This is a genomic window from Paenibacillus sp. FSL H7-0942, from assembly GCF_045040715.1.
GTDB lineage: Bacteria > Bacillota > Bacilli > Paenibacillales > Paenibacillaceae > Paenibacillus > Paenibacillus amylolyticus.
The window spans coordinates 3950279-3968625 of record NZ_CP150279.1; the positions used below are offsets into that span (position 1 = coordinate 3950279).

The following is an 18347-nucleotide window of genomic DNA, read 5'->3' on the forward strand; positions in this document are numbered from 1 at the left end:
TTAAAGCTAATAAAATCATGCCCATTGAAAGAGAGCCGTCTTAAATCTGCGTCGGATGGACGACGATATAGGAGTTTTGAGAAAAAGGTAACCACGACCTCCATAACACGTTGAGTTCACTTATGCTGATTTTTCGATTGTAATATTCTTCATCACAATTAATCTTGTGGTCTAACGATTCTGCCAAGTAAAAATGTGTTTCATCATAGCCAACGACGGGAACAAAATGCAAATAACGTTGTTTGGGATGTACTCTAATAAATAAAATAACAGGCACACCCTGGCTGATCTGTTTTTTCAACGTATTCACATTTCCTCGTAAGTACATTGCCTGATATCCTAGTTTTCTGAAAAAAACAACGACCGCTTTGGGATATACCGTCCCATCCAGTAATTTGCGAGGATAGGTTTCATATAGCTTTGTTCCGTTGGACTCCAAACCGAAATGTCTCAAGACAAACGCACTGGAAAATGCAGCGCATTCGTAGTTTTTCTGAATATCCAACTGATTTGAAGATTGAATGTAATATGTGCTCGGCACATTGACTGTGTACATGCGATCTTTCTTAGGAAAACTGAAATAAAGGGAGATCACCCAGAAAATAATCAACCAAAGTAATACATTGAGAAACAATTCGTGACCTCCTTCGTCTCATCAAGATGTCTTTTAAATGTTCATTCAACACACCAGTTCTTTAAAATAAAATTTGATTTATTACGTTCTCCATTGATCTGCTTTCAACCCATAAATAATAGCGATACATAGGTAGCAGTATCCATTTGATATTTAAACATAGCCCACTTTCCGATTCATTTCAGTTAATCACCGTTTTCTTGCTTTAATCACAAAGGATACAGGTAACATCTTTGCTCTTTTAAGGAGACTATCGCTATTATTATGTAATTGCATGATATCCTCATCGGATTCTTCTATCATTTGTTCAATGACAAATCCCGCTTTCGCTAACGCATTGACATAGGTTGATAGTTGACGATCAGCCAAGGTTAATTCACCCTGACAAAAATCAGGAGATATCGCATACCACGATTCATCAGAATATGGCTTATTGAAGACAAATCTATCATTTTCTTCAACGACACATCTATGAATTGGATGAGACCAACTGAAAATAAAAATACCATCTTTCTTTAAATAAGAAGCGATTCGGCTGAAAGTACCTTGAAGATCGGTTGTCCAACCTATGGCATAAATCGAAAACACAGCGTCAAAATAATTCGTAGGAATACCACACTCCTCTTCCATGGGTGAACATATCAATGTTGCAGAAATACCGTTTGTCCTCAAGTGTTGTTGTGTCTTTTCTATCTGTTTCTGGGAAATATCGATACCCCATAGTTCGCCAGCTTTACGGTCTCCATGATACTGCAAGGATTGACCATTTCCACAGCCCACCTCTAGTATCTTTAATCCTGAGACATCACCAAAAAGTTGGTGTTTTTCTTCTGAGATAAATGCTCCATAATGTGGAAGCACGATTGCACTCAAAAAGTCATTCCCTTTTGTATCCCAATAAAAGCTGTTTGTTTCATAAACACTGTACTTGTTCATCTGATAGTCTCCTTTATACACCACATTCAGAACATCACTTGTTACCTTCGTTGAAATATGTAATCTCATTGCCATTAAGTAAGCTTTTAAAGCCGTTCTTATAGTAAGGCATAAGCTCATCTGCCTGTGTTATATCCAACCATGCAATCTCAGAGATTTCGTCTGGTCTTGATATCTCTTCTCTCCCTCCGACGATTTACATCGACTCGTTTCATTGATTGAACTTCCTTTCCGGAAACTTTTAAATATTATTCTTATCACTGAACTCAATGCAAAAAGGTTGCATCTCAGGTTTTAAGCAATACTCTATTCTTTCTCTGAAGTTTTTCCATTCGACTTTTAAAATGGCTTCTTCGATCGGAAAGAAACCAGACTCTAAACTCTCCGTTGATGTGATTAATTCTCCTCCTATTGGTTTGGCTAGAAATAATGTGTTGCATATTGAATTTTCGATATTTTGAAATATTCCACAGAATTTGATGATTTCAATGTCGATTCCAGACTCCTCTTTCGTTTCTCTGATCGCAGCTTGACTTAGGGATTCTCCTTCTTCTACTTGACCGCCTGGCATTTCCCATCCTCTTCGTGGTCCTCTAATAAGTAATAATTCATTTTGTTCGTTTATCACGATTGCAGCGGCAGATAAGATATGTTTTGGAGGGCTCATTTATTCGACTCCTTCTAGAGAGATTGGATATTAATTGAAGTTCTTTATTCTAATACGGAGTCATTAATCCTTCTTTGACAAAGCGAGCGTATAGTTCTTGCCATCATAGTTATTCACATTTTCAATGTGTCCTTGTAAATGCCTATAATAACGTTCAGAATTTTCATTATTCCAATTCCAGAAATGCGCACCATTACATATAATCAGTCTTTCAAACCATCTCTCAAAATTCATATTTACCTTAATTGCGCTATCAACGAACAACATTTCAGTCCAATACAAATAGCTAGAAAATCTATCAATGCATTCATTCGTATTTATAAAAAGCATATCTCCATTATCCGAACCTATTGGAATCCAACCCTGCGGTATCATGCTAACATAATCATAATCAATGTATACCTGTCGAATCATGTTTAAGCTATACAATTGGATCCCCCCTCCATAAAAGGGATGCACGAATAGATCTGCTCCATTATGATTTAGTAAAAAAGCTTTATAGTCCCAAGGTATAACTAAATTTAACTCTTCAAATAAAGAATCGATCTCCTGATTTGATGAACCCGGATAGAACGTAAATCTTGCAGGCTCACTATAACCAGTTGAACCTTGTATTAATAATGAATTATTACTATCTAATCTTTTCTTCAAACCCTCTAGAGTTAACTCAACTATATTGAAGATTTCCGAAGATTCCATAAGATTTCATCCCTTTGCTTAAAGTTATCGTATGCCGGTCTTGAGTTCACGACTTCCTCCGAATTAAGCCCAATCGCTAGTTGCAATGCGGATAGTCCGTGCGGTTGTGTTCGTGTGAACTTACTTCTCTAATGCATTCAACAGATCAAGAGTCAATGACTGAAACGGAACATTTTTTAATCTGAAAGAACAATTTATAGCCAGACTAAAAGAAGTTATATATCCCGTCTTCAAAATAATTATATTCTTCATCCGTTATTCTTAACTTTCCATACCCGTTATAAAATATTTCTCTATCTCTTTCATTATCAAAAGCATTATGTTTCGGTCTAATGGCTAACGCTACATCATATCTTGGGTCGCCATAAGCTGCTCCTGCCCAGTCAATAACTCCAACAATATTGCAATCATTAACTAGCACATTATCTATAGTAAAATCTCCATGGATGAAAGTGTTCTCTATTGGTTTTGGTCTTCCTTCTTTCAACTGTTGAAGTAGTTCTGCTGAGCCGTTTACAGCAAAGTGAGTTAGATTATATTCTGCTTTATTAAGCATTGTATCTAACCAAGGAGTGTTATTGTTCAATAATTCAACAGGACAAGAGCATTCATGTATTTTCTTTAAACAAAGCCCAAAGTTAAAAATCGCTTTTTCTTTACTTTGGAGGTCAGGCATCTTAGAGAGAAATTCTCTTAAACTTATTCCATCAATGTAATCCATCAGAAGCCATCTCGATGTGTCCTCAATATGAAATGAATATACCTTTGGAACAGGGAGTCCCGTACGGTAAAGGTATTGGAGTACCTTATATTCATCGGATAACCATTCATTATAAAGATCGTTTTCTGTCTTCTTGATGATGTACTTTTGATCAAACGTATCCAGTATAGCCACAGTAGAAGTATGACCTTGCTTAGGAAAAGTGATTTTCTGGACTTCCCCTATATGTTCTTTTATTTCAATTGGGAGATCTTGAATATTCATAGTTTTATCCTTTCTACAATTACATGCCCTTTTTGATCATGTTCTCGTCGATAATTCCGCTCTAAAAGTACAAGTCCCATCCCATAATAAAAGCAGCAAATAGGAAAGCCGACATGCCAGACATGATGTATACCGCCTTTTGCTTTTTACTATAGCTTCTTTTCAGCAGTTTGTAGAACAACAAGACAAGATACGCCACAGCTAGAATCACATAAACCAGGTTCAAAATGAGATGTATGCAAATCCTTCCGGCAAATAGTCCTGAATATCGGTATCCAAATCAAGCTTCCCCTGTTCTACAAGTTGCATAACACTCGTCCAGACTAATAGTTTAGAGGTTGAACCCCATTCAAATACAGTTGAATCATATACTCATACACAAAGGCTACATATAATAATCCCTTAAAATAAAATTAAATCTTCTATATCATGTGCAAGCCTTGAAGGATGTCTCGGATGACCAGACTTAGCCATTTTCAAACAGTACAAATTAATGTCTTTGCTTCTTAACATTTCTATCACTTGTTTATCTCTTTGATTAAAAAAGTGTTTTTCACCCCACGCTATAATCACTCTGTTAGCTCTCAGTGATGCTTCAATAATATATTGATCAGTTTTATGTCCTATAGGATCTACTAATGATTGTTTCAGTCCTTTAGGATCAGTTGATATCAGACTATAAAGATTAACTACTTCAAATGAACCATATTGAAATTTGTTTGCAAAATATAGACACTGTCTTGAAGTTTGATCCTCAGAAACTTCATCTGCAGTACTAGGATTCAACATTATGTACAATAGTTTAGGTAGAGTAACATCCCACTCTCTAGTTAGCAGATATCTGTATTTTTTTTCTGGGTCAAATGTTGCACTGAGCTGCATTAATTTCACCTTCCTTTGTTTTTTTGAAATATATTTCGAACTCTTTACAGCAACAATTTCTAGCGCGCTTCTTTAATTCCACATTTTGAGTAATTTACCTTAATTATTTCTATAATAACCCATGCTGCAATATTTGCGAAGTGAGTTTAAAGCGTATACATTTCTCTCCAAATCAAAAAGAACCCTCCCGCAGGAGCGTTCTCCGTGATTGATCCGTGTATCATTAGCCTAAGCGTACATTAGATCCATATACCCGCGAGTTACATCTCCACCTTCGGCTGGTTCGGGCTGGTCTGCCTGTGCGTGTTCTGCCATGCAAGCCTTCACTGCTTCCTCTGTTGTACAACGATTGGCATCGTCACATGTGTAACATAATTGAAGCATATATCTGGTTAATTCATCCGCCTGCGTGATTTGAGTTTGACCGTTGGTTCTCATCTTCATCACTCCTTCTCTTGTTGAGTTAAATATATCACCTTCTAGTGGATTTATTTGTGATTTATTTCACAAACTAAGCAAAAAAAGAAAAGGAACCCGTAGGCTCCTCTCCTTTCTCCTATCTATTCACATCGATAACACTCTACGTTTAAAGTACTTTCCAATGTACACCGCCATCTACCGTTTGCAATAACAACGATCTTTTGGCATCTGTATTTTCAACCAATATCCAGCCAAGCTTGGGGGTAACCATCTGCATCTTCACAATCTCCGGATAGTCTTCGAGAATTTTCTCCAGTACACTGCTTGCAGGAAGAGCGCTCCACGTTTTGCCCGCATCCTTGGTGTGGTAGGTTATGCCCTTTTGCATCGCCCAACCTTCCGATGCGTTCAGAAATACTGGTGAAAGGTTACGATTCGGACCCGTTTGTTTGTTTAAAGTGAAATTGGACAGCTTCCAGCTCTTTCCTCCATCGGTGGTAAAGAATCCATTAAATGTCGTGCTCTCGCCTTGAGAACAGGACATTGACATCCAGGCTGATTGCGCTTCACGTCCAAAAAATTCTGGTGAACTAACACTGAAATTACCACACCCGTTGAATTTGTTTCGATCAAAGAAGGATGGTCCAGTATTCCAGTTCTCTCCGCCGTCTGATGTTACATACAACTTCGGTGTGCCGAACTCCAGCGCTGTTAAGAAACCGTGTTTTGGATCCGAGAAAGTCATGCCCGTGGTGTATCCACGTTTGGAAATCTCTTCTGCTTCCTGTTTGCCATCTTCATCACTGGAAGACATCCGATTCCAGGTAATTCCACCGTCCTCGGTAAAGTAAAGTTTCTTGTCCTGTTTACCAATAGCGGTATCGACCGTGGTGAGAATCCAGCCTTTCTCAGGAGATACAAATGAGATCGCAGTCACTTTATCCGTCTTGGACAGAGAAGACAGGCTCCAAGTTACGCCCCCATTGTTGGTGCGAAGCACCATGGTATCTGTTCCACCCATACCTTCACGAACAATCCAACCGTGCGCACGATCTACAAAATAAATGCTTTGTCCATATTTAGGGTTAGCCGGAAATTGTACATTTTCCGAAGGTGAAATATTGGTCCAGGTCTTTCCCTGATCCTGAGTGTAGTACAGGCGCAGCGCATTCCGCGTCACCCCCCACGCCAATCCTCCGTTGTCATTGAGCAACTGAAAATCGGTCAAACGGGTCTGTATCTGGTACTTGGCCATGTCTGCAGATTCTGTACTATTCACAGGGGGAACGACAGTTAACGTCTGCCCTGTATTCCCGGCGTCCTCCTGCTGCTGCGGAGGTTCTGCTACCGGAGGTTGATCTGAGTCGGTGCATGCAGTCAATACAGCTGCTATACCTATAGACAGCAATGCTGTCTGCGCGATTTTAATCCATTGCAAACGCAAGTGGGTTCCACCTCTCTCATCCAATATACAGGCGCGCATGCCTGTCCTATGGCGTTTTTATTTACGATTCATCAGAATCCACTGCTCCTATTCTACCACAAACCTTATGTAAAAGGCTCATTGCCCACTCATGGTCGGCCCGCTCCCTTTTTCCAGCTCATACTCTAGGCTATAGGTCGCACAATTATTACCATTAATTTCATCCTAAACTGTTTTTCGACGGAATAATTGGTAAAAAGACATGAAATGTGAACTATTTTATAGACAACACTCGCTTTATATTCTCTAATCCCTTAATATGGATGGGAGTATAACCCAAAAAGGAGAGGATATTGAACATGACAAATAGTGCAGCTCTGAAACCAAGTCGTGTCGTGATTGTAGGCATGGGTGCGGTGGGAACAACAACGGGATACACGCTAATGTTGAGACAGCGTTCGTCCGAGTTGGTATTTGTGGATGTGAATCATGATAAAGCAACCGGCGAAATGCTGGATATGAACCACGGTCTTCCATTTACGGGAGGCGTGAAAGTATGGGCTGGCGATTATTCCGACTGCAAAGATGCAGATATCATTATTATTACAGCCGGTGCTTCCCAGAAGCCGGGCGAAACCCGGATTGATCTGCTGAAGAAAAATGCAAGCATTTTCAAAGATATTATTGAGCGCATTACTGAAGTGAATTCTCATGGTATTTTGCTGATTGCAACCAATCCTGTAGATATTTTGTCCTATACTTCATGGAAACAAAGTGGGTGGCCTGCCTCCCGTGTCATCGGTTCAGGTACATTGCTCGATAGCGCACGTTTCCGTTACCTGATTGGTAAAAATAAAGGGATCGACCCGCGTAGTATTCACGCACACATTATTGGTGAGCATGGAGATTCCGAAGTACCGGTATGGAGCCTGGCTAACGTTGCAGGAACAGATCTGGAATTGGATGAAGAAACACAACAGGATATCTTCGACCGTACCAAAAATGCAGCGTATGAGATTATTAATGCCAAAGGAGCGACTTCCTATGCAATCGCCCTTGCTCTGGACCGCATTGTAGCTGCAATTCTCGGCAACGAAGGCTCCGTTCTGAACGTATCCACTTACCTTGAAGACTACAATGGTGTATCGGATGTTTATCTGGGCGTTCCATGTGTTGTCGATCGCAACGGTGTGCGCGAAATTCTGCCTCTTCCGCTGAATGAATCCGAGAAAGTGGCTTTCCAGGCTTCTGCTAACAAATTAAAAGAACAGATCGCTGGACTCGAGTAATTCCATCGCGCAATCATTCATATCGTGAACGATTCAGCACGTTAAAAGTTGTAAATTAAGATATCTGTCTTAGCCAAAAGGGCCATTTGTTTCTTCCAGAGAGAAGAAGCGAATGGTTCTTTGGTTTGACTTCTATTTAGATAACTATTTAGATTTCAGTTACTAGTTTACATAATATTAATTATGTTTAAATATCCACCATCCAAATCAATAACAAAAAAAGCCTGTCACTTGGACAGACTACTTTTCGGATTAAATATTGGCTTTTTTCTTCTAATATGTCGGAAGTTTAACGTCCAACAGAGCCATAGCCTCTTCTTTCTCCCGGCTGGTTACGTGAGTGTACACGGTTGTTGTTTGAATCGATGCATGACCAAGTAGCTCCTGCACGGTACGCAGATCGGCTCCACGCCGTAACATCATGGTCGCGAAGGAGTGACGCAGCTTATGACTGGAGTAGTTTTGACGTTGATTGACTGGTGATTCCTGCTGGAAACGTTCAAAGGTTTCTGTGGATATGAGCTGGATGCTGCGAATCGACAGTCTCTTCCCTTTCTGCGAGACAAATAACGCTTCCTCTTTTGGCCGCCAAGGATCGAGACGCTCAGCCATCGCTTGAGATAATACTTTTGCCACGGTCTCTGGTACAGGAAGCGAGCGCCATTTACGACCTTTACCAAATACATCTAAAGTACGCCGCTCCGCATTATAGTCTTTGCAATCCAACGCATGTACTTCTCCAACCCGTAATCCCATATATCCCATCAATAGAAAAACAGCCAGATTACGTGTACGATACTTGCCTTCTACCGACTCCAGAAAACGTGTCAGCCCACTTTCATCAAGGAAAACGGGGGCACGGTTTTTTTCGGTTTTGGATTTTTTGATCCCAAACGCCGGATTATTCGTTAACAATTCAAGTTCAATGAGGGACTTGTAAAAACAGTTCACCGCCGCATGTTTGCGATTTCTCGTGGCATCACTAACCCCACGCTCCCGAGCGCGGGACAGAAAAGACAACACATGCAGCTTTTTGACCTGCTCCAGTGACTTCCCTTGAATGGAGACCAGGAATTCCACCACGTCACCCGTGTATGATTTTACCGTATGGCCTGTATATCCGGCGTCCTTCATCCATATGTGAAAAGCTTCAAGCTCGTCCGCATATTGCTCCTGAATCTCCTCGGTCATCATCTGTCTACGTCACCTCGATTCGGTTCTTTATAAGTTGAACAGTGCTCTACGCTTCATCCACAATGACAACGTCAATCAGCGGAATGATCGTTTCGGGTTTGCCTTGACTACGGGTAAGTACAAACGATGGCAATGGATTCTCATGCAGCCCATTCACGGATTCACAGATCTGAGTATACAAATCCATGTGCAACGTCTCGCCTTCACCCGCCACATCAATAACAGGCCAATCGTTCTGAACGCAGGCAGGCCAATAAGCCAGCTCATTCGCAGGTACGATACTTAATTGTTGAATGGACGGATCAATACGGTAGATCCCTTGCCGTTCAGGTTCATCGCCCAGCTTGTCCACGGCAAGTATTCCAGCCGACTGCTCATCTGGTGCAGAATAGAGTGAATAACACCACGGAGTCACGCCCCAGGCGATCGCCATCATCCCCTCTTCCAGCAACGTATCCGACAAGTTTCCTTCAGCAAATTGTTCGATCAGATTATGGTTACCCGGTCCCATCAGTTCCCCTACACGTTCAGCGAGTCGAGGCAGATCAGCGAGAATGAATCCCCCTCTGCCGTAGGAGTCAAATACATGATGGTTTCTGCTCCACACAGCTTGAGTTGGTGAACTCAACGACGCTGCTTCTGCCGGGAAAAGCGATATATATACGGTGATAACTTGCGCATACTTAACCATTGCAAGTTGTTCAGGTTCGAGTGTACCTTCAGCAATACGAGGTGTTTTCATATGCAGGGAGATTCGAAGTTCGTATTCCCCCTCTGTAAATGCTGCCCAACCAAGATTAACAGACTGTTCAACGCCTTCAATAGAAGCAATGGAGATCGTGCTATCCGTTTTCAGGTTAACAGCATACTGCACGTATGCCAGCTCCTGACCATAGATGATATTGGCATCCTGACGATTGACCGGTGAGTCCAACTGTTGTGCAATGACAGATACCTTACGTCCATCCTTCAGAAGACGCTGCGGATCAATATCTAACTGTAGGTCATCTGCACCTCCTGATTGTGAAACAACTAATTGTGCCTCTGCAAGTACGGATGAGTCAGCTAATGCAAATCCAAAAGCTGCATTTTGATGATCTGAATTCGTATGTAATGGTGTGTTCATGATACATCCCCTCTCTTATGTCTGATGGCATGTCACATCCCCAAATATATTTCATATTTGGCTTAGCCGCAACCCCGCCCCCGTGATTAAGTTCGTCACGTCCCTTATTACTTACCCATATATGAAGAAAATCCCAACCTTCCCCTGCTGTTATCATCCTTTATCTTTCTAGATAAAAAAATCCCCATCCCGCTTCGCCTAAGCGATACGAAATGAGGAAAAATAAAGATGTTCTCGGTTAAAGACGTTCTCAACTAATCTATTTATCCTTTGCTCTGAAAGCACTCGAGATCCGGCGCGCCGGATTCAGATGACTGTAATGCCTTCCATACGCAAAGTAGATAATTAATCCGATGATCAACCAAACAAAAAACGTAATCCATGTCAGCGCTGCAAGGCGTGTCATTAAGTATACACAACCCAAGGCACTCAGAATCGGAATCAGCGGCACAAGTGGAACGCGGAATCCGCGTTTGAGATCCGGGTTATTTTTACGCAACACAATAATGCCCAGACTTACAACTGCAAAAGCAAACAACGTTCCGATGTTCGTAAGCTCCGCCAAATGTCCCAACGAGATGAACCCGGAGAACAGAGCCACGATAATGCCTGCAACCCATGTCCCTACCGCAGGTGTCTGACTCTTGCCACTAACTTTGGAGAAGACAGGTGACAGCAGTCCGTCACGAGACATGGAATAGAGCAGACGTGTCTGACCATACATCATGACTAGCAATACGGTCGTAATGCCGGCAATCGCTCCAAGAGATACAATCCAGGACAATCCCTTCAATTGAACAAATTCAAATGCAAACGCAACTGGATCACTTACATTCAACATGTTATAAGGCACAATCCCTGTGAGGATCAACGATACAACGATGTAGAGAACGGTACAGATTGCCAGTGACGCAATAATTCCAATCGGCAAATCCCGTTGTGGCTGCTTAACTTCTTCTGCCGCTGTGGAGACCGCATCAAATCCGATGTAGGCAAAAAATACCGTCGCTGCTCCCGCAGTTACACCCGAGATACCAAAAGGCAAGAATGGTTGCCAGTTAGTTGGCTCTACATAGAAAACACCTACACCAATGAAGATCAGCACCACGATAATTTTAATCGCTACCATGATGCCATTCGCACGAGCCGCCTCCTTCACCCCTCGGGTAAGCAGAAAAGTGATAATTAACGTAATGACCGCAGCTGTGATGTCAAAATAAGTTCCCTTTTCCGGGCTGAACGCACTCGTAAGAGCATGTGGTAACTCCAGCCCGAATCCGGACAACAACGTTTGAAAGTATCCAGACCATCCACTGGCTACCGCCGCACTCGCAAAACCATACTCCAATATCAGATCCCATCCCAGAATCCAGGCAATAACTTCACCAAAAGCCGTATAGCTATACGTGTATGCACTACCCGATGCCGGTATGCTTGATGCAAATTCCGAGTAACACAATGCCGCGAATGCACATATGATACCTGCCAGCAAAAATGACAGTACAAGGCCCGGGCCGGCATACGTTGCGGCAGCTACACCAGTCAACACAAAAATCCCTGTGCCGATAATGGCACCCACCCCAAGTGTGGTTAAGTCCAGCGGACCAAGCGCCCGTTTCAATGCACTGCCGTTATCACCCGCTGAGGCAATTGGTTTTTTACGAAATAATGAAGATCGTTGTTTGTTCTCACGCATAGTCATGTTCCTCTCGTCATGAATCTTGAATGTGCTATGGATGTAGCAGCGATTGGATGGCTTCCCATCTGTTCTATGAAAAAGTCGTTTGTTCTATCTTATCGATCACCTATAAAAACCTATCGAATTCTACACGTTATCGCGTTGCTTGGTTAAATTTATTTTTGTAGATCACTTATTTTGTTCTTTTATCGCGAAATTTATCATGATCTGTTGCACGTGGATGAATATGAAAATGGATTTAAAACAAAACTGCGTATAATTTATATTATGCGCAGTTTTTATGAGCCTATTTTTCCGCGAAAAACATCTCTGGTACCTTGTTATCTGAAGTTAAGAAAAAGAGAGCTCTTTTCGTCTTTTTCCGCTGTATCTTCCTACCTTATCCTGTCTAATTCCACGATATGAAGGCATGTAAAAGAGCCACATATCATTATGCGGCCCTTTATTTTTTACTATAGGTAGAGGTGTATATAAAAATACGAACTGACTTCATTTCAGGTTTTTATGAAAAAGTAAATTATGAGAAAGCAATTCTCTCTGCATCTGACATCCTGTATTGGGTTAACAAATAATCTTTGCTCTGCATGGCCGCATGACGAATCGCATCCAGATCAACATTCAACAGCTTACCCTCTCGCTTCACGAGTCTACCTGCCACAAAGACCGTATCCACATTGGATGGATTGGCAAATTGCACGACAGCGCCGATTGGATCATGAACGGGGAACATATTCAGATCGGTGGTACGAATCATGATCAGATCCGCTTCTTTCCCTGGGGTCAACGTACCCACCTTCTGCTCCAATCCCAACGCTTGGGCACCAGCTGAAGTTGCAAATCTCAGCACTTGGCTGGACTGCAAGTTCAACTCACCAGGCATCTCACCCTGCTGCAAAAGTTGTTCATTGGCTCTGGATCGTTCAGCTTGAAGTGCGAACTTCATCTGCGAGAACATATCTCCGCCTGTAGACGTCACCACATCTACACCAAGTGTAGGTGTTCCCCCATGTTCAAGAAAATAGCCGGTGGCCGGATATCCATGACCCATCATCATTTCAACCTCAGGTGTGACCGACAAGGAAGCGCCGCTATCTGCCAGCATTTTGTATTCATCCATGCCCATGGTGTTACCATGAACGATATTCACCCGTGGACTTAAGAGTCCCGCTTCGTACAAGTGACTGATCGAGCGATCCGCAGATCCCCAACTGCCAAATCCGGCATGCATGGAACAGATCGCATCCAGTTCTTGTGCTAGCTCGATCTCTTTCACGGTTGTATCCCAATGACTGAACTCCGGACCACGAATGGCAAGCCCATAAGTAAGCAATTGATCCCGTGATGAAAAATAACGTTCTTTGACTCTTCTCACATCATTATTCGAATACGTGAGTTGACTATCCCGATTCCAGTAGTCCGTCTCACCAGGTACTCCGTGAGCAAATACCGCCCGAATGCCAGCATCCTGAAGTCCACGAATCAGTTCATCCGTATGGTCAGGGGAATATGGCATGCTCCAATCCATTACTGTCGTCACTCCTGCGTTAAGCGCTTCCAAGGAACCGAGCAGGTTGGCAATATAACTATCTTGTGGGCGGAGCTTGCTTCCCATCGCACCATAATAGAGATTTTGCAAATAAACTGGTAACGACCAGTTGGTTCCCACTGTTTTGACAAGTGATTCCCACATATGCCGATGCGTGTCCACCAGCCCAGGCATAATAATCATCGATGAAGCATCAATGATCTCCGCATCCGGAATATCCAGGTCGGGCTGAACCGCCATGATCAGTGAATCCTGAATCAGAACGTCCGCCCTCTTATACTGTCCAATTTTAGCATCCATCGACAACACACAGCCATTTTTCAACAGATAACTTGTCCGCATAAGAAACATCTCCCATCTATTTTGGTTTGAAAGACGATCACATCCTGCTTACGAATCTGTACTACTTCTGACTATTTTTTCGCTAGTATATATACATTATATAGTTATTGTTAGTATTTATCAATTTTGGGATTTACGTTTCGCCCGAAATCTTCTGACCTTCATCAGATTGCCACACATCTTATCATCACAGTACTTCTGTGTTCTGCTTCGGGTATCATCATAGAACATCCAGCGACAATCCGAATTATCACAGATCCGGATCCTGCCGCCTTCTCCCTCTACCAAAGTCAAAGCAAAGTCAGCAGCTACCTCAGCCATAACCTGACTCCAATGTGCTTCTACAGCTACCAGTTGGAGTTTCAGTTCCTGATCAATTGTAGTCAATGTTCTTCTCACATGCCCTGCTTCCATAACGCCGTTCAACCATTGTTTTTCTATATCCGTTAATGATGCTCCAGAAGATAAGCGGGCTCCAAGAGCTATCAATTCATTCCTGAAATTTCTCATCGACAACTCCTCTTCTGGAGATGCAGGGACAGAAGCGTGGAGTTGCCATCGTTCCAGAAAATCTTGCTGCCAGTTCGCCTTCCCAAGTCTGTCCTCCGATCGATCTCCCCCACGCCAGTCGTGATAATCGCTGTTTACAAAATCGGTCCATAACCTGTCCATATATACCTCCGTTTATTGTAACCATCTAATTAAACAAAGAAGGTTACAACTCATCTTTGATGTGTTATATTAAGTGTAACCTCATTAATCAGTTTTAGCTAGTTACATCACCTATCACAATTATACGCAAGGAGGAAAAGGCAATGACAAAAACAACAGCACTAGATGTGTTACTTATTCAAAAGGATGATACTTGGGATCAATGTAATTGGATTGTACCTTTGTCGAAATCCTTGGAGGGTCTTACAGCAGAACAAGCAGCTTGGATTCCACCCTCAGGGGGATTAAGCATCTGGCAGTTGGTTAACCATATGTATTATTACAACCATCGCTTATTATGTCGCATGCAAGGTAAGGAGCCTACCCTTCCTGCTGTTGACTCCAATGAATACACATTTGGGAATCCTGGAGATCCAACGGACGCAGCCGGATGGAATACACTGCTACAGGGTACAACTCGATTAGCCCAACAGTTGCGAGATCAATTGGCTGCACTACAAGAGTCAGATCTTGAAGCCGCATATATGGATTCCGAAGAGAAATGGGCACACGAACTAGCTCGCTGGGTACTCCATGATGCGTATCACGCAGGTCAGATCGTGCTTCTTCGCAGACAGCAAGGAAGTTGGAAAATCGTTTTCTAAAAAAAATGCTTGAACTGCTAGCGCTTACAGGAATAAGATGAACTTATTAATGTTACAGCTTGTTCAACACACTATATAATTGAATAGGATCTTCGGGGTAGGGTGCAATTCCCAACCGGCGGTGATGTTCTTCGGAACCAGCCCGCGACTCGCTAATTGTTCTTAACGAAGGACATTCAGCGACTGACTTGGTGTGAATCCAAGGCCGACGGTACAGTCCGGATGAGAGAAGATCAACACATTGACATGCCGTTCACGGGAAGGCCTCTTTCCTGACGCATGTCCTTGGATGAGCCCCCGTTTATTTGGTATATACCAAAACGGGGGCTTTTGTCGATTTTGCCAACTGAAGATTCCGTGTTCTGACGAAGGAGTCCTGAATATGGAAAAGACATCAGCAGCATCACCTGTTTACCGCAAGGAACGAAGTAATACCGGATTCTGGCTTGTAGTTCTCGGCGCCGCCTTATGGGGTGTCGACCCACTCTTCCGCATTATTTTGCTAAATACGATGACATCCACGCAGATTGTACTGGTGGAACATATCATCGTCAGTCTTATTGCCATTCCCGTACTGTGGAAATTTCGGGCTGATCTGAAAAACCTGCACGCTCGCCACTGGATTGCCGTGATTTTTATCTCATGGGGAGGATCAGCACTCGCAACGGTATTGTTCACCATGGCACTAACACATAACGATCCGAATACGGTACTTTTATTGCAAAAAATGCAACCACTCTTCGCTATCGTGCTGGCTAAACTGTTACTAAAAGAAACGTTACCACGTCGCTTCGGTGGATTGTTCTTCATTGCATTAGCAGGAACGTACCTGCTTACATTTGGATTCACATTGCCATTAGGTAACTGGGACAACTGGATTCATGCTGGAAGCTTGTTATCCCTTGGGGCTGCTGCCCTATGGGGAGGTTCAACCGTTATGGGACGATTGATGCTGGGTCAGGCGCGTTACGAAACCGTCACCTCCCTGCGCTTTGTCGTTGCTCTCCCGCTCCTGATCTTTATGACGTGGAACGAAGGTGCGGCATGGACGTTTCCGTCCGGAACGGGTGAACAGACTGCTGTCATCCTCAACATTCTCGGTCAGGCATTGTTACCAGGTTTGCTCAGTCTTCTGTTGTATTACAAAGGTCTGTCGTCAACCAAAGCCTCTGTTGCAACACTCGCAGAACTTAGCTTCCCGATGGCTGGTGTGTTGGTGAACTGGATTGCTTTCCGTACACTGATTACATGGGAGCAGCTGCTTGGTTTTATCCTGATCTGGGTGGCCCTCTTCGCCATTTCCAGACAGCAGGAAAGATCATCAACTGCGGCCGATGCTGCACCGAAGCTGCGTACAGAGTAAGTGGATATATCTGAGGTTCACATATAAACAAATAGTCAAATATAAAATAAAACCATTGCACATCAAATTAGATGAGCAGTGGTTTTTTATTTCCATGACTCGATATTACTCGTTCATTTTCTCAATTAGCAATATGAGCTATTAACCCTTTGCTTTATCTCTATTTCGCAAATGCAAATCCCCCTCTTTTCCCTCCAACCTCATAACGAGTATGCATATCATCGCACTACGTCTCTTCTATCTTTTGTCTTTTGTCTAATCCGGTGGTACGATGACATATGGAATAAACAGATGAAATATATTCAGAGAGGAACGATCATAATGTCTTCATTCTCATATACCTCCTACGACGCCGTAGGTTTGGCTGAACTGATCCGATCCCGGGAAGTATCCCCGGTTGAAATGCTTGAAGCGGCGTTTGCACGCCTTGAAGAAGTGAATCCGCAACTTAATGCGGTTATTCGTACATATGAATCTCGTGCACGGGAGGAAGCCGGTTTGGTTCGACCTGGAGAACAACCTTTTGCCGGTGTTCCCCTGCTCCTGAAAGATATCTCGCAATCCTTGGAAGGTGAATTTCTGACTTCAGGCTCCCGTTTGTTCAGCGAGCATCGTGCATTACGCAATTCCAATTTTGTCACTCGACTCCGTGATGCAGGCTTTATCTTCATAGGACATACCAATACGCCTGAATTTGGTTTAAAAAATATTACCGAGCCCCGTCTTCATGGTCCCACTCGCAATCCATGGAATATCAATCACTCCCCAGGTGGTTCAAGTGGTGGTGCCGCTGCTGCTGTAGCTTCGGGTATTGTTCCTCTTGCCGGAGCCAGTGACGGAGGAGGTTCGATTCGTATCCCGGCTTCCTTTAGCGGATTGTTTGGGTTAAAGCCAACCCGCGGGCGCACACCTGTAGGACCGGGAGTTGGTCGTCAATGGCAAGGCGCATCGATTGATTTTGCCCTCTCTCGCTCGGTTCGGGACAGTGCTGCATTGCTTGATACGTTACAAGTCATTCAGCCCGAAGCTGCGTTCCATGCTCCACTCTTTCCAGGCAGTTACTTGGCTGATATGAGCTATCCACATCAACGCAAACTGAAAATTGCATACACAACGGATTCACCCGTGGGTACACCTGTCAGCGCAGAAGCCAAAGAGTCTGTATACAAGCTCGTGCGCTGGTTGGAAGAACAAGGTCATCATGTTGAAGAAAAACTGAGTCCCGTCAACGGAGTTCGGTTGATGGAGAACTATTACATGATGAACAGTGGTGAGATGGCTGCGATGATCTCTTCCATGGAACGATCCATGGGCCGGGCTCTGACCTCCGATGATATGGAGATTGAATCATGGGTTCTGGCTGAAGCTGGCAAAAAGGTATCCGCTGCGGAGTTTGTACATAGCTTAGCTGAATGGGATGTAGCTGCAGCCCAGATGTCCACCTTGTTTGAGCGTTATGACTTCTACGTCACACCTGTTAATGCTTTTCCTGCGCCTAAGATTGGTGAATTAACGCCTCATGACGAACAGATCCGTAATCTGATGCGAATTAGTGAATTGGACAAGACCCAGCAGCAGCAACTCATCTATGAAATGTTTGAGCCAAGTCTTACGTATACACCGTTCACCCAGCTTGCAAATCTGACAGGCCAGCCTGCGATAAGTGTACCTCTGCATATGACACCTGAAGGGTTGCCAATGGGCGTTCAAGTGATGGCAACCAAGGGACGCGAAGATTGGTTGCTGCATCTCGCTGGTCAGCTTGAACAATCAGACCTCTGGATCGGAATGAGAGGTAATCCACTGTTCCCAGCATAAAGGCATAT

The 18347-nt window shown here is 43.3% G+C and carries 17 protein-coding genes, 1 pseudogene and 1 riboswitch; of the genes and pseudogenes, 4 read left to right on the top strand and 14 right to left on the bottom strand.

The genetic code is table 11. The annotated features are described in order from the left end of the window. Nucleotides 1-40: 40 nt before the first annotated feature. The 9 genes and pseudogenes from MHI48_RS17530 to MHI48_RS17570 form a co-directional block, all read right to left on the bottom strand. On the bottom strand, nucleotides 41-634 hold the full coding sequence (locus MHI48_RS17530; RefSeq protein WP_405141274.1) for a C39 family peptidase: 594 nt from the start codon (nucleotides 632-634) through the stop codon (nucleotides 41-43). 189 nt (nucleotides 635-823) lie between these two features. Further along, entirely contained in the window at nucleotides 824-1570 is a 747-nt protein-coding gene (locus tag MHI48_RS17535) for a class I SAM-dependent methyltransferase (protein WP_405141276.1), read from the bottom strand. 241 nt (nucleotides 1571-1811) lie between these two features. Beyond that, nucleotides 1812-2237, bottom strand: a complete 426-nt coding sequence (locus tag MHI48_RS17540; RefSeq protein ID WP_036673784.1) for an NUDIX hydrolase — start codon at nucleotides 2235-2237, stop codon at nucleotides 1812-1814. Between the two features lie 63 nt (nucleotides 2238-2300). After that, complete coding sequence (locus MHI48_RS17545) at nucleotides 2301-2936, bottom strand: SMI1/KNR4 family protein (protein WP_253509045.1); 636 nt, start codon at nucleotides 2934-2936, stop codon at nucleotides 2301-2303. 205 nt (nucleotides 2937-3141) lie between these two features. Then, on the bottom strand, nucleotides 3142-3921 hold the full coding sequence (locus tag MHI48_RS17550; protein ID WP_405141279.1) for a phosphotransferase: 780 nt from the start codon (nucleotides 3919-3921) through the stop codon (nucleotides 3142-3144). A 222-nt stretch (nucleotides 3922-4143) separates the two neighbouring features. Next, nucleotides 4144-4272: pseudogene (locus MHI48_RS17555) on the bottom strand (serine hydrolase); the annotation flags it as partial. A gap of 51 nt (nucleotides 4273-4323) precedes the next feature. After that, a complete protein-coding gene (locus MHI48_RS17560) occupies nucleotides 4324-4803 on the bottom strand; it encodes a DUF1643 domain-containing protein (protein WP_076328559.1) in 480 nt (159 codons plus the stop codon). Nucleotides 4804-5031: 228 nt separating this feature from the next. After that, nucleotides 5032-5241 (bottom strand): hypothetical protein, encoded by a 210-nt coding sequence (locus MHI48_RS17565; RefSeq protein WP_051447324.1) that lies wholly within the window; start codon nucleotides 5239-5241, stop codon nucleotides 5032-5034. Nucleotides 5242-5389: 148 nt separating this feature from the next. Beyond that, nucleotides 5390-6667, bottom strand: a complete 1278-nt coding sequence (locus MHI48_RS17570; protein WP_405141281.1) for a YCF48-related protein — start codon at nucleotides 6665-6667, stop codon at nucleotides 5390-5392. A gap of 338 nt (nucleotides 6668-7005) precedes the next feature. Between MHI48_RS17570 and MHI48_RS17575 the strand changes: the two genes are divergently transcribed. Continuing rightward, nucleotides 7006-7935 carry an L-lactate dehydrogenase gene (locus MHI48_RS17575; RefSeq protein ID WP_076217081.1) on the top strand — a complete coding sequence of 310 codons (930 nt, stop codon included), beginning with the start codon at nucleotides 7006-7008 and terminating at the stop codon, nucleotides 7933-7935. Between the two features lie 273 nt (nucleotides 7936-8208). Here the strand turns inward: MHI48_RS17575 and MHI48_RS17580 are convergent, their stop codons facing one another. From MHI48_RS17580 to MHI48_RS17600, 5 genes are all read right to left on the bottom strand, one after another. Beyond that, entirely contained in the window at nucleotides 8209-9129 is a 921-nt protein-coding gene (locus MHI48_RS17580; RefSeq protein WP_405141284.1) for a tyrosine-type recombinase/integrase, read from the bottom strand. 46 nt (nucleotides 9130-9175) lie between these two features. Next, on the bottom strand, nucleotides 9176-10255 hold the full coding sequence (locus MHI48_RS17585) for a hypothetical protein (protein ID WP_076328557.1): 1080 nt from the start codon (nucleotides 10253-10255) through the stop codon (nucleotides 9176-9178). A gap of 259 nt (nucleotides 10256-10514) precedes the next feature. Continuing rightward, nucleotides 10515-11951, bottom strand: coding sequence for an amino acid permease (locus tag MHI48_RS17590; protein ID WP_076328556.1), 1437 nt, complete (start codon nucleotides 11949-11951; stop codon nucleotides 10515-10517). Nucleotides 11952-12471: 520 nt separating this feature from the next. Continuing rightward, nucleotides 12472-13842, bottom strand: a complete 1371-nt coding sequence (locus MHI48_RS17595; protein ID WP_405141286.1) for an amidohydrolase family protein — start codon at nucleotides 13840-13842, stop codon at nucleotides 12472-12474. Nucleotides 13843-13962: 120 nt separating this feature from the next. Then, the gene (locus MHI48_RS17600; protein ID WP_405141288.1) at nucleotides 13963-14514 is read right to left on the bottom strand and encodes a CGNR zinc finger domain-containing protein; all 552 of its coding nucleotides are present in this window, start codon (nucleotides 14512-14514) and stop codon (nucleotides 13963-13965) included. 143 nt (nucleotides 14515-14657) lie between these two features. Here MHI48_RS17600 and MHI48_RS17605 point away from each other — a divergent pair, with 143 nt between their 5' ends. The 3 genes from MHI48_RS17605 (at nucleotide 14658) to MHI48_RS17615 (ending at nucleotide 18339) form a co-directional block, all read left to right on the top strand. Continuing rightward, entirely contained in the window at nucleotides 14658-15158 is a 501-nt protein-coding gene (locus tag MHI48_RS17605) for a DinB family protein (protein WP_405141292.1), read from the top strand. 84 nt (nucleotides 15159-15242) lie between these two features. Further along, nucleotides 15243-15396: riboswitch (FMN riboswitch) on the top strand. Nucleotides 15397-15540: 144 nt separating this feature from the next. Then, complete coding sequence (locus MHI48_RS17610; protein ID WP_405141294.1) at nucleotides 15541-16521, top strand: DMT family transporter; 981 nt, start codon at nucleotides 15541-15543, stop codon at nucleotides 16519-16521. Nucleotides 16522-16842: 321 nt separating this feature from the next. Further along, entirely contained in the window at nucleotides 16843-18339 is a 1497-nt protein-coding gene (locus MHI48_RS17615) for an amidase (RefSeq protein WP_405141296.1), read from the top strand. The last annotated feature ends 8 nt before the right edge of the window (nucleotides 18340-18347 follow it).

Coding starts and splice junctions, on each gene's coding strand:
- MHI48_RS17540 (WP_036673784.1), bottom strand. CDS start 2,237: ATGAGCCCTCCAAAACATATCTTATCTGCCGCTGCAATCGTGATAAAC.
- MHI48_RS17585 (WP_076328557.1), bottom strand. CDS start 10,255: ATGAACACACCATTACATACGAATTCAGATCATCAAAATGCAGCTTTT.
- MHI48_RS17605 (WP_405141292.1), top strand. CDS start 14,658: ATGACAAAAACAACAGCACTAGATGTGTTACTTATTCAAAAGGATGAT.
- MHI48_RS17560 (WP_076328559.1), bottom strand. CDS start 4,803: ATGCAGCTCAGTGCAACATTTGACCCAGAAAAAAAATACAGATATCTG.
- MHI48_RS17580 (WP_405141284.1), bottom strand. CDS start 9,129: ATGATGACCGAGGAGATTCAGGAGCAATATGCGGACGAGCTTGAAGCT.
- MHI48_RS17600 (WP_405141288.1), bottom strand. CDS start 14,514: ATGGACAGGTTATGGACCGATTTTGTAAACAGCGATTATCACGACTGG.
- MHI48_RS17615 (WP_405141296.1), top strand. CDS start 16,843: ATGTCTTCATTCTCATATACCTCCTACGACGCCGTAGGTTTGGCTGAA.
- MHI48_RS17595 (WP_405141286.1), bottom strand. CDS start 13,842: ATGCGGACAAGTTATCTGTTGAAAAATGGCTGTGTGTTGTCGATGGAT.
- MHI48_RS17575 (WP_076217081.1), top strand. CDS start 7,006: ATGACAAATAGTGCAGCTCTGAAACCAAGTCGTGTCGTGATTGTAGGC.
- MHI48_RS17545 (WP_253509045.1), bottom strand. CDS start 2,936: ATGGAATCTTCGGAAATCTTCAATATAGTTGAGTTAACTCTAGAGGGT.
- MHI48_RS17535 (WP_405141276.1), bottom strand. CDS start 1,570: ATGAACAAGTACAGTGTTTATGAAACAAACAGCTTTTATTGGGATACA.
- MHI48_RS17550 (WP_405141279.1), bottom strand. CDS start 3,921: ATGAATATTCAAGATCTCCCAATTGAAATAAAAGAACATATAGGGGAA.
- MHI48_RS17610 (WP_405141294.1), top strand. CDS start 15,541: ATGGAAAAGACATCAGCAGCATCACCTGTTTACCGCAAGGAACGAAGT.
- MHI48_RS17590 (WP_076328556.1), bottom strand. CDS start 11,951: ATGCGTGAGAACAAACAACGATCTTCATTATTTCGTAAAAAACCAATT.
- MHI48_RS17565 (WP_051447324.1), bottom strand. CDS start 5,241: ATGAGAACCAACGGTCAAACTCAAATCACGCAGGCGGATGAATTAACC.